General features: G+C 38.6%; 11 protein-coding genes. 6 read left to right on the forward strand and 5 right to left on the reverse strand.

Translation table 11 applies throughout. From position 1 onward, the window contains the following. The first annotated feature begins 549 nt into the window (after positions 1-549). Positions 550-960 (forward strand): hypothetical protein, encoded by a 411-nt coding sequence (locus tag C1E99_RS04625; protein WP_027972651.1) that lies wholly within the window; start codon positions 550-552, stop codon positions 958-960. 63 nt (positions 961-1023) lie between these two features. On the opposite strand, the gene C1E99_RS04630 is transcribed toward C1E99_RS04625, so the two are convergent. Both C1E99_RS04630 and C1E99_RS04635 read right to left on the reverse strand, forming a co-directional pair. Further along, positions 1024-1431 carry a type II toxin-antitoxin system death-on-curing family toxin gene (locus C1E99_RS04630; RefSeq protein WP_024377378.1) on the reverse strand — a complete coding sequence of 136 codons (408 nt, stop codon included), beginning with the start codon at positions 1429-1431 and terminating at the stop codon, positions 1024-1026. Continuing rightward, positions 1428-1649 carry an AbrB/MazE/SpoVT family DNA-binding domain-containing protein gene (locus tag C1E99_RS04635; RefSeq protein ID WP_024377377.1) on the reverse strand — a complete coding sequence of 74 codons (222 nt, stop codon included), beginning with the start codon at positions 1647-1649 and terminating at the stop codon, positions 1428-1430. Before C1E99_RS04635 ends, C1E99_RS04630 begins: the two co-directional genes overlap by 4 nt. Before the next feature lie 288 nt (positions 1650-1937). Between C1E99_RS04635 and C1E99_RS04640 the strand changes: the two genes are divergently transcribed. After that, positions 1938-2345: a hypothetical protein gene (locus C1E99_RS04640; protein ID WP_024377376.1), complete on the forward strand. Its 408-nt coding sequence runs from the start codon at positions 1938-1940 to the stop codon at positions 2343-2345. 73 nt (positions 2346-2418) lie between these two features. Here the strand turns inward: C1E99_RS04640 and C1E99_RS04645 are convergent, their stop codons facing one another. Further along, the gene (locus C1E99_RS04645) at positions 2419-2745 is read right to left on the reverse strand and encodes a helix-turn-helix domain-containing protein (RefSeq protein ID WP_024377375.1); all 327 of its coding nucleotides are present in this window, start codon (positions 2743-2745) and stop codon (positions 2419-2421) included. Positions 2746-2873: 128 nt separating this feature from the next. Between C1E99_RS04645 and C1E99_RS04650 the strand changes: the two genes are divergently transcribed. Further along, positions 2874-6350 carry an SEC10/PgrA surface exclusion domain-containing protein gene (locus C1E99_RS04650; protein WP_105206747.1) on the forward strand — a complete coding sequence of 1159 codons (3477 nt, stop codon included), beginning with the start codon at positions 2874-2876 and terminating at the stop codon, positions 6348-6350. Between the two features lie 49 nt (positions 6351-6399). Next, complete coding sequence (locus C1E99_RS04655; RefSeq protein ID WP_105206748.1) at positions 6400-7314, forward strand: hypothetical protein; 915 nt, start codon at positions 6400-6402, stop codon at positions 7312-7314. 246 nt (positions 7315-7560) lie between these two features. Here C1E99_RS04655 and rpmG read toward each other — a convergent pair whose 3' ends face one another. Beyond that, positions 7561-7710, reverse strand: coding sequence for a 50S ribosomal protein L33 (gene rpmG, locus C1E99_RS04660; RefSeq protein WP_002262412.1), 150 nt, complete (start codon positions 7708-7710; stop codon positions 7561-7563). 15 nt (positions 7711-7725) lie between these two features. Beyond that, positions 7726-7908: a 50S ribosomal protein L32 gene (gene rpmF, locus C1E99_RS04665; RefSeq protein WP_105206749.1), complete on the reverse strand. Its 183-nt coding sequence runs from the start codon at positions 7906-7908 to the stop codon at positions 7726-7728. Positions 7909-8192: 284 nt separating this feature from the next. Between rpmF and C1E99_RS04670 the strand changes: the two genes are divergently transcribed. Next, positions 8193-8894, forward strand: coding sequence for a hypothetical protein (locus tag C1E99_RS04670; protein WP_105206750.1), 702 nt, complete (start codon positions 8193-8195; stop codon positions 8892-8894). Positions 8895-9007: 113 nt separating this feature from the next. After that, positions 9008-10291, forward strand: a complete 1284-nt coding sequence (gene hisS, locus C1E99_RS04675) for a histidine--tRNA ligase (RefSeq protein WP_105206751.1) — start codon at positions 9008-9010, stop codon at positions 10289-10291. Positions 10292-10466 lie beyond the last annotated feature (175 nt).

A 10466-nucleotide genomic window follows, 5' to 3' on the forward strand; every position in this document is an offset into this window, starting at 1 on the left:
ATAAGACCTCCAATTGAGTGTGATAATTCCTGTTAGAAGTTGATTGTTTTTTTATTCTAGTGTACAGGTAAATCCACGAATTCTCAACTGGGGGTCTTTACATATTGTCTAAAAACTACTATTAACTTTTGCTAAACATCTTTTTCTGTACTAAATTTATTGCTAAATGGTTATTCTGTACGTCATTTCATTCCGCAGAATAACCATTTACTTCATTCCTTTTTCGCTCTCTTTTCCTGGTCAATGACACCCAAAGAAAGAGAAGACCATCTCATTCGAAATCTATTTTTCACCGAGCCCAGTGTTCGTCTTCAAATGATACAGCATTCCACCTCCAATCTCTATTACATCAATTTTTTCAATATTATTATGTCGCTTTTTCAAAAAAATAAAAAAACGAAAAACATTTTTCGCTTACAAGAATACTCAACACGATTTTTTGAATTTATAAAAAGTGGCATAATAATTATGAATCAGATTGGAGGTGTGTCTATGGAATAAAATACTTTCTAAACACAGAACAAAATAAAAGGAAAGGAGTGGGGGACTATGATTGATGATGTTCTAATGGAAAAGATAGTATCAATTATTGTTGGTATTGAGATGAAGTGTAAGAAAATCCTACTATCAAGGGGCCATTTTATCGATATAGTCAGTGATTATTATTATCCTGAAGAAGATTTTGCACTTATTTCTTTCTCACGAAATAATGATAAGTTGACTATTCGACTTGAGAATCAACAATGTTTTGTTACGCTAGAAAATGAAATATTTACAGTGACTTCAGAAATAATTGAAGAAGATATTGAAATTCAGATTAAAATTTTGATTAAGCAGGCTATTCTTGGAAAATGGAAAATGTTTATGAATGATGTAAAGAATAGTTCATTATTGGAAGCTATTCAAAATCATAGATTCGATGATTATTCTACTGGACCCGATACTGTTATAGACTTCTAAATATCTAAGCGATCAATTAAAATAGAAAAGTGGTTATCGACCAAATAGGTGATAACCACTTTTTTATTTTTTATACACTCGATTTTCTTCTTTCAAAAACTGGATAATCCTATCTTTTAATTCCTCGAAGTCACCTTGAAACGTAGCAATTTCAATCGTCTTTTCCAGTCCATCGTTTAAGGAAAGATTGGATTGATATCCATTCGTTGCTAGAAACATATGTAAAGCTAGCACGGCAGTTCGCTTGTTAGCATTCTTGAAAGGGTGTTTCTTAATTAGGTTTATCCAGATAATGGCAGCCTTACTATAAATGTCGGGATAAAGTACTTTTCCAAAAATCTCTTGTTTTGGCTGCTCAACAATCATCTGCAGGCTGTTTGGATCAGCTATCCCAACGGGCTCCTTTGGGGAATATTTTCCAATAACCATAACATTGATTTTGATAATGTCTTCAGCGGATAGGTATTTCATTTATCTACCAGCTCTTTCAATAATTCATCGTATTGGCTCATAGCTTTTTCTAACTCTTTGTCAAAGTCAAATGTTGGCTCAGCTTTACGAATAATGACATTATTTCCTGAAGTGACGAATTCGATTTCTTCACCAATTTCAGCACCAAGTGCTTCTTTAATAGCGTTTGGGATAGTGATAACAGTGCTGTTACCTGTTTTGCGTAATAAAACATTCATCGGATATACCTCCTGTATTTGTAAATACATTATACAAGATATATACCAAAATTAAAAGTAAATATTTTAACAGGGTCTGTTTGATTTCAGACATTTTCGCAATTTTTTGGTATAATGCAATAAATTAGTAAAAAACTTGGTAAAAGAAGTAGTAAAATAATTGGTATTTCAATATGGAAGATTATCAACCATTTTCGGGTTGTTGATCGAACTATATTTTTTATGTTGTAATTAGCTACTTGTTTTACTTTCGTTATTCGTAAAAGAAGAATATTTCAGAAACGATCAATGACTGAAAACATCAATCCTCTAACTTTGCAGAATAGACTGCAAAGACTGGAGATGGTAGCTATCAGGAAAATTGGTCGTTTTTTTTCGTCCAATAATTATTGTGAATTCTTAGGAAAGGACGGTGTTTTGTTGAATAGTGGAGAATTAACAAAATTTTTATTAGACAAGACAGAGGAAGATTTAAGACTGATCTATCATTTTGGTCTGGAAGAGGGATGTACAGATAAAGAAAAAGTGGCGTTTGTACGAGGGAGGATAAGAGGATATTGTAGCGCAGTTTTTGCTTTGCTATTAAAACTTCGTTCATCTCAACATGACGTTAATGTTTCAGATGTTATACATGACCTTATCAAACTACGGGAACATGCTGAAAAAAAGATAGAAGAATACCTATCAAATAAGTAGAGAGATTTTGAAGCATACAAAAAGACCCATCTCTTAAATCAAGAATTAGGCCTATGAAAATTTATCAATGAGTCTATTTCAACGTTTTGATTAGCTGGCTTACTGCCAAGATAACATCATCTCGCTTGCCTTTTGGAAGTTCGGTTAACATCATAATCAATTCGTCCATATTTTCATCTTTGCTTATCTGCATATCAAAAAATGTTGGAACGTCAACTTCCAATGCATCGATGATCTTGTGGAGCGTGTTTATAGTGATGTTGCTCTCTTTTGTTTCAAGTTTATTAATGTAATTAAAACCCAATTCAGCTCGGGCTTCAAGTTCTGTTTGAGTGAGTCCAGCCTGGAGTCGCAGTGTTTTGATTCTTTTAGCAATGAATTTTTGTAGATTGTTTGTCATAACACTATCTTACCTATTATTAGAATAAAAAAACTGATATATATAACTGAAACAGCTTATAAAGTGTTGTTTATGACTGATATAAATGATAAAATAGTAATAAAAAATTGGGAGATAATAAGTGTAATATGAAAAAAGAAAATAAGTTTCAATCACACGGTTCAATTCGTAAGCTTAAAGCCTATGGTGCAGTCGGAGTTTTGTCTATCGGGATGATGACTACTGTCGGTACAGTGAGCGCAAAAGCAGAAGAAGTGACAGGGACAGCTATTGTAGCGACTACCGCCACTTCAGCTGAAGTAACGCAAGGGCAAGTTGATCAAGCACAGACTCAAGTAGACACGAGCAAGGCAGCACTTGATCAAGTAACAGCAAACGTTGCGACTGCAGAGCAAGCTGTTTCAGCGGCTGAGGCAACTTACACCACTGCAACAGATGTAGTAAATGACAAACAAACAGAGATTGTCTCTGCCCAGGAGCAAATTGATAACAACCCAACGGTTGCTCAAGCGCAGGAACAAGTGGATGCTGCAACTCAAACTGTTACCAACACACAAAACGAGATTAAAGAGGCGCAGGCAGATGTGTCAAATCTTGAAAATCAAGTTTCTGCCAATGAAACAGCTTTAGCTAACGCTGAAACTCAAGTATCTAATGCTGAGACTGCAAAAGCACAAGCCGACAAGCAGTTGGCACAAGATGTGGCGGACGAGAAAACTGCGCAAGACGCAGTAGCAAGTGTACAAGCTGATGTCAACACTGCTAAAGCTGTCGTAGCGGAGAAAGAAACAGCTGTAACGACAGCTACTCAAGAAGTAACTGCAAAAGAAGGCGAGGTAGCTACTGCTGAAACCAAACTTGCAGAAGCACAAGCTGCTGACGCCAAGCGCCAGTCAGATATCAACACGGCTCAGACAGAAGTAAATACAGCACAAGCAGGTGTGAACAATGCTCAAACTCAATTAGACAATGCCAATGCTAATTTGACAACTGTTCAGAACAACATCTCAACAGCTCAGACTGATCTAGACAAGGCGAACTTAGCACTTGGTTCTATCTTCACAGTGCAACTGTCAGACACTTATAAAGAAAACTTAGTTAAGTTCTATGAAGCCCGTTACATTACTAAAGATACAACTGAGATGAATCGTATCTGGGCAATCCTCCAAACCGAATCCGACAAATTGATGCAAGAGAGCATTGACGGAAAATTCCTTAGCAAGCTTGAAGCATCCCTCAAAGCAATTGATTCAAATAACCGTGTTGTCATTGCTAAAACAGGAAATGGGTTAAATGACCTAACAGAAGCAGACCGATTGGAATTAGCTCAGTTTGCTCAAACTACTATCAATGATTTGCGTTCTCAAATGGGCATCACCTCCCAAGCACTCATCTCAACTGGGTCTATGGGGCTAGCTGACATGGTTGCAAAAGAGTATCTAGCAGACGATTGGGATTCAACAAAAGGGCACGACATTGAAGCGATTAAACGAGTATTAGCTCAAACAGGTCAGGCTTTGGATGAAGATTTTTCACGTCGCTTGCACCGTTTCACAGCCAAAGATTATACGATGGCGGATCTAAAAACTCAGATTGCCTCAACATTGGAAGATATGATGCTGTTTGATTATTCAACAACACAACACTTCGGGCATGCTATTTCTCTGTTGAACTTAGATTCTAAATACTACGACGCAGACAAGGCTAATCAGTATTTTGGCTTGTCAGGTTACACAGGAACTAAGAACTCAGGTTATTTACTTGAATTCACAGACCGTGGAACAAAGGCAGAGTATGGTGGAACACCAATTGCTAACCCAATCTCTAAAGAAGCTCTCCAATCAGCTGTTACAAGTGCAGAAAACAAACTAGCAATTGCTCAAGCAAAATTGGCTCCTGCCCAACAAGCTGTAACGACTGCAACAAACAAGTTGCAAGCTGCGCAAGGCACGTTGAAACTGGCACAGGACAAACTGGCTAAAGCAAAAGCGGTGCCTGTTAAAACACCAGCGGCACAAAAAGCACTAGATGCTGCTAAAGCTAACTTGGCAACTGCTCAGGCGAAACTTGCCACTGCAAAAACTGAACTCGCGAACGCTAAGTCAGACCTTGCTACAAAAGAAGCAACGTTGACATCTGCTCAAAACACCCTTCGATTGGCACAAGCTGATGTGGCGACAAGTCGTGCAAACGTGGCGACAAAGGCGCAAGCACTCGCTACTGCTAAAACAAGTCTCACAAATGCACAAAACACGTTGTCAGCTTCACAAAAAACATTGGCAGATGAGAAGGCAACTTTGGCTAACTTGCAGACTGCATTGACTACTGCTCAAAACCAGTTGAAGACTGCTAAAACTACGCTTGCAACAGTGCAGGGGTATGCCAACAAGCTTAATCAATTGAAGGCTGAACTAGAGCCATTGCTTGCAGAACAAGCAACAGCTAAAGCTACATTAGACAATGCAAAAGCTAAATTGGCAACTGTCACTCTTGAGAAATCCGTTGCGCAAGCTAATTACGAAAAAGCTGTTGCTGAATTGAAAACAGTTCAAGCTCAGTACGATGCTTACCAGGCTTACCTAACTGCCAAAGCTGAAGCTGATCGTTTGGAAGCGGAACGCATTGAGGCAGAGCGTAAGGCAGAAGAAGCTCGTATCAAAGCTGAACAGGATGCTAAAGCCAAAGCTGAAGCAGAAAAATTGGCGAATGAAGCCAAGGCTAAAGCAGAGGCAGAACGTCTTGCGAAGGAAGCTGCTGAAAAAGCTCGTTTAGAAGCTGAGAAAAAAGCACAAGAAGAGGCTGAGGCTAAGGCAAAGGCTGAAGAGGAAGCTCGCATTAAAGCGGAGCAAGAGGCACAAGCCAAAGCAGAAGCAGAGCGCCTTGCTAAAGAACAAGCGGAGAAAGCTCGTTTAGAAGAAGAGGCAGCCCGCCTAGAAGCGGAACGCCTAGCTAACGAGGCTAAGGCAAAAGCAGAGGCAGAGCGCCTAGTCAAAGAAGCTGCTGAAAAAGCTCGTTTAGAAGCTGAGAAAAAAGCACAAGAAGAGGCTGATGCCAAAGCTAAAGCTGAGGAAGAGGCTCGTTTGGAGGCAGAACGTAAGCGTGCTGAGGAGGAAGCTAAAAACAATGCGAATAACAATATGAATAATGGTGGAACAGTTCCAAGTGTTCCGGCTGAGCCAAGCAAGCCAGTTGAACCTGAAATACCAGTTGCTCCAGTTACACCGCTCGAACCGACTACTCCCTCTGAAACACCTGAAGAAGAGTTGATTACATACAAAGGCGAACCTGCTTATCATGAATTGCCTGCGTATGATATTGATGCATTGATGAGGGAACTTGATACAGAAAAAGTTTCTGATAAATATGAAGCACAGTCGCCAAAAGTTCAAACAAATATACTTTCAAAGGCTGATAAAACAGCAGTAAGAGAAGTACAAAATACCAATACTGTTCTGCAAAATTCAGCTGAAAAACCTGTTTATTCACGTGTGGAACGTGCAAAAACGTTACCAAGTACAGGCCAGATAAATAGTTCAATTTTTCAAATAGTAGGAATAGGGCTAGCAAGTCTTGGATTAGTTGTTAAAAGAAAAAAGTATAAATAATATTTTCTTGAAATGGGAGCATCATTAATAGAAAATTTTGGAGGATTAAATGAAAATACTATTTAGTAATTTAAAAGAAAGTGGAACGAAATTAGATAAGATATTACAAGCGCTCGTGCTTAGTCAAATACTTCTCATTATAGCTACGTTTTTTGATGTAATGTATGATGCTACTTTCCAAATTGGAAATCTGAACATCTACGGAAAAGCAGAAGTAGCTCCATTCTTATTAATTTGTACACTCATAGAAATTTGTGCGTTGATTAGTCGAAATGAAAAGATTTTTATTCCCTTACGATTTTTAAATACCATTTTAATTTTTAATATTCTTTCATACATTTCGACTGATGTTATCGAATCTGAGCAAAGTGCTGCTTTTGCAAATGGCATAGGATACTTTGCTTCTTCAGTAATGTCATTTTTTACGTTTGGTCTATTTGAAATGCCGACAGATTTAGCACAATCAAGTAAACTGCTGTTTGGGTATCATTTTATTCGATTGGCACTTTTGTTATGTTCAATAATCTTTATTCTTTATTTGTACATTCGTTTTATTAAAAAAGAAGAGTTAGTCCAGACAAACAACTTTGATTTCCATAAACTACTAGAACTATATTCTAAAAATAAACTATTAGTGATTGCGACTGTGTTGTTGGTAATTTCACAATTGTTACCATTCAATATAATGAACAAATCTTTACTTCCAACACCAGCTTTTGCAGACCATCCAATTTTTTCATCAATAATATGTATTGTTGCATTTTTACTATTATCAAATTTATTACATGATAATATAAACAATATAAAACGCTATGCAATTATTGAAATTGCTTCAATACTAATTTGGAATCCATTTTATGTTTATAAATTCGGAACACCTGGAGTTGGTTATCTAGTTTATCTGGTTGGATTGGGAATGTTAGCTTATTCTATTTTCGGAGCAAAGTTGAAAACTGTTAGTTGATGGAAGCTGTAATCTTGTATTGAACAATCAAATGACAGCAACTTCGAAGAAATTAAATACAACAAAAGAGCACCTCATTCGAAGTGCTCTTTTTAATATCTGCATGTTCTACTTTATTTTATTATCTAAAAATGTAGAGAAAAATGTAGAGATTCAATTGAATTGTACTGCAATGTAATGAAATTCAATATTTCAAAAATCGCTTAAAATCAAGGTTTCTACCGTCTATTGACGTGTAGTGAATCCCTATTTCACCTCAGTAAAAATAACGTGTTTACGCAATTTTGGTGAGTATTTTTTCAATTGAAGACGGTCTGGAGTGTTACGTTTGTTTTTTGAAGTAAGGTACAAACGCTCACCAGATTCTTTGTGTTCAAGTGTAATATTTACGCGCATGGTATCTCCCTTCTATTATTCAGCTGAAGCAGCCTTAGCGATTTTACGTCCTTTGTAGTATCCTTTCAAAGATACACGGTGAGAACATGAGTAATCTCCAGTAGTTTCATCAAATTTCACAGTTGGAGCTGCTACTTTATAGTGAGTACGACGTTTGTTTTTCTTCGCTTTTGAAGTGCGACGTGCAGGTACTGCCATTTCTTTCTTCCTCCATTAAATGTCAGGGTCAAACCCTTTTTAAATCTAAAATAGTGTGTATGACTTTCGTCAACTTTAACAGTATAACAAAAGTTTTTTGTAAAGTAAAGTTACTTGACAGATTTTTTAAAAAAATTTTTTCTCAAATACTTCTAGTGAGCAGAATTTCCTGAACTTTGATAAAATAGTCAAAAAAATGCCAAAAATACTTGACAGCATATATAATGGGTATATAAAATAGTTGTAGGACAAGTTCCGACAATTCAAATATGAAGGAGAACTGTATGAAAACAGTTGGGAAGTTTTTCGCGAAAAAATTGGCTAGCCTCTTGGTTTTGTTACTGGTTGTTGGTCTAGGAGTCTTCTGGTTTAGAAATAGTATTCTGGCATGGTTCCAGGGGACCCATAAGGTTCAATATGAGTTTGTCATTAAGAAGTTTGAAGCGGAAAGCAAGCTGGTTGTAGCAGGTGCCGAGGTGGACACGACTGCCAATCAGACCTTTGAAAACAATCAATTAAAAGAATGGCCAGACTGGACAGAACCGATTACCAAGCTCTTTGTAGGACGTGAAATGTCTGTTGATATTCCTGTGCAGACGGAGTTCAAGCTGGTCTTGGAGGGCATTGGTCAGTCAGATGTTCAGATTCAAAACAATACCTTAACCTTCAAGAAACCTGTGCTTGTCGAAGTTGATTCTCAGCAACATGGAGAAATCAAAATCAGCAATAATAGCAATGGCCTGCTAGACAAGGCGGTTGATGTCTTCACTTCTGGACAAAAGGCCCAGGAATTTCTAAATGATAAATCCCAAGAAGCCATTTACAAGACAAGTGAGGAAGTATTGAATGATGCGGAACGCCAAGAAAAAGTAGCGGCCTTTGCAGAAACAGCCTTAGAAAACCTCCTCAATCTCAACTCAGAAGAAAAACTTGAGGTTGAGATCGAAGTGGCCGACTTGAATTTCCAGATTGTAGACAAGAAATAGCTTTTTAAACAAGGTCGTGTCAGTTGGCACGGCTTTTTGTCTGCTCTGCCATTTCCAAAAAAGCCCAAAATATGATAAAATAAAGGACAAGATTTAGAGAAATGAGAAATATCATGAAACTACAAAAACCAAAGGGAACACAGGATTTACTACCGCAGGATTCTGCCAAATGGCAGTATGTGGAAAATTTTACCCGCAGCATTTTCAAACAGTACAATTACGCTGAGATTCGCACTCCAATCTTCGAGCATTATGAGGTGATTAGCCGCTCGGTTGGCGATACGACAGACATTGTGACCAAGGAGATGTACGATTTCTATGACAAGGGAGAGCGTCATATCACCCTCCGTCCAGAAGGTACGGCACCCGTTGTTCGTTCTTATGTAGAAAACAAGCTCTTTGCCCCAGAAGTGCAAAAGCCGGCTAAGTTCTATTACATGGGCCCAATGTTTCGCTATGAGCGTCCGCAGGCAGGTCGTCTCCGTCAGTTCCACCAGATTGGTGTCGAGTGCTTTGGTTCCAATAACCCAGCGACAGACGTAGAAACCATCGCTATGGCCTATCACTTCTTTGAAGAGTTGGGAATCAAAGACATTCGCCTCCACCTCAACAGTCTGGGCAATCCAGAGAGCCGTGTCGCTTACCGCCAGGCTTTGATTGACTATCTGACGCCGCTCAAGGAACAGTTGTCTAAAGATAGCCAGCGCCGTCTAGAAGAAAATCCTTTGCGTGTGTTGGATTCCAAGGAAAAAGAAGACAAAGTCGCAGTGGAAAATGCACCGTCTATCTTGGACTATCTGGATGAAGAAAGTACTGCTCACTTCGAGGCAGTCAAGACGATGCTGGACAGCTTGGGGATTGCTTACACCATCGACACCAACATGGTGCGTGGTTTGGACTACTATAATCATACTATTTTCGAATTTATGACCGAGGTAGGTGGCAATGACCTGACCATCTGTGCCGGCGGTCGTTATGATGGTTTGGTGAACTACTTTGGCGGACCTGAAACACCAGCTTTTGGATTTGGCATGGGGATTGAGCGCCTCATCCTAGTCCTTGAAAAGCAAGGCATCGAGCTCCCTCTCGACACCCAGCTAGATGTCTACATCGCAGTTTTAGGTCAGGAGGCCAATGGCGGAGCGCTTGAGTTGGTTCAAGCCATCCGCAAGCAAGGTTTCCGTGCAGAGCGAGATTACCTTGACCGCAAGCTCAAGGCCCAGTTTAAATCAGCAGATGTCTTTGGCGCTAAGACCATTATTACCCTTGGTGGTAGCGAAATCGAGTCTGGTCAGGTTGTGGTTAAAAATAACCAGACAAGAAGTCAAGTTGAAACAAGCTTGGAAGTACTCAAAACAGATTTTGCAAGTATTTTAGAAGAATTGGAGAAGCAGTAGTCTAGGCTGCTTCTTTTTATTTTAGAAAGCAAAAAAAGAAGTGATTAGGAAATCACTTCTTGCAGATTGCAGACAAACATCGTTTTGGTGTTTGTCTTTTTTACTGTTTTTAGGGAAAAATAGCTGTTTTGGTGCTTAAACCACCTCATCTGGACAAAATAAAAAGGCCTTCTCT

This window comes from Streptococcus suis (assembly GCF_002964045.1).
Classification (GTDB): Bacteria; Bacillota; Bacilli; order Lactobacillales; family Streptococcaceae; genus Streptococcus; species Streptococcus suis_U.

Bases quoted from the DNA above. Each gene is read 5' to 3' on its own strand.
- C1E99_RS04670 (WP_105206750.1), top strand. From the start codon at position 8,193: ATGAAAACAGTTGGGAAGTTTTTCGCGAAAAAATTGGCTAGCCTCTTG.
- hisS (WP_105206751.1), top strand. From the start codon at position 9,008: ATGAAACTACAAAAACCAAAGGGAACACAGGATTTACTACCGCAGGAT.
- C1E99_RS04625 (WP_027972651.1), top strand. From the start codon at position 550: ATGATTGATGATGTTCTAATGGAAAAGATAGTATCAATTATTGTTGGT.
- C1E99_RS04645 (WP_024377375.1), bottom strand. From the start codon at position 2,745: ATGACAAACAATCTACAAAAATTCATTGCTAAAAGAATCAAAACACTG.
- C1E99_RS04650 (WP_105206747.1), top strand. From the start codon at position 2,874: ATGAAAAAAGAAAATAAGTTTCAATCACACGGTTCAATTCGTAAGCTT.
- C1E99_RS04640 (WP_024377376.1), top strand. From the start codon at position 1,938: ATGACTGAAAACATCAATCCTCTAACTTTGCAGAATAGACTGCAAAGA.
- rpmF (WP_105206749.1), bottom strand. From the start codon at position 7,908: ATGGCAGTACCTGCACGTCGCACTTCAAAAGCGAAGAAAAACAAACGT.
- C1E99_RS04655 (WP_105206748.1), top strand. From the start codon at position 6,400: ATGAAAATACTATTTAGTAATTTAAAAGAAAGTGGAACGAAATTAGAT.
- C1E99_RS04630 (WP_024377378.1), bottom strand. From the start codon at position 1,431: ATGAAATACCTATCCGCTGAAGACATTATCAAAATCAATGTTATGGTT.
- C1E99_RS04635 (WP_024377377.1), bottom strand. From the start codon at position 1,649: ATGAATGTTTTATTACGCAAAACAGGTAACAGCACTGTTATCACTATC.
- rpmG (WP_002262412.1), bottom strand. From the start codon at position 7,710: ATGCGCGTAAATATTACACTTGAACACAAAGAATCTGGTGAGCGTTTG.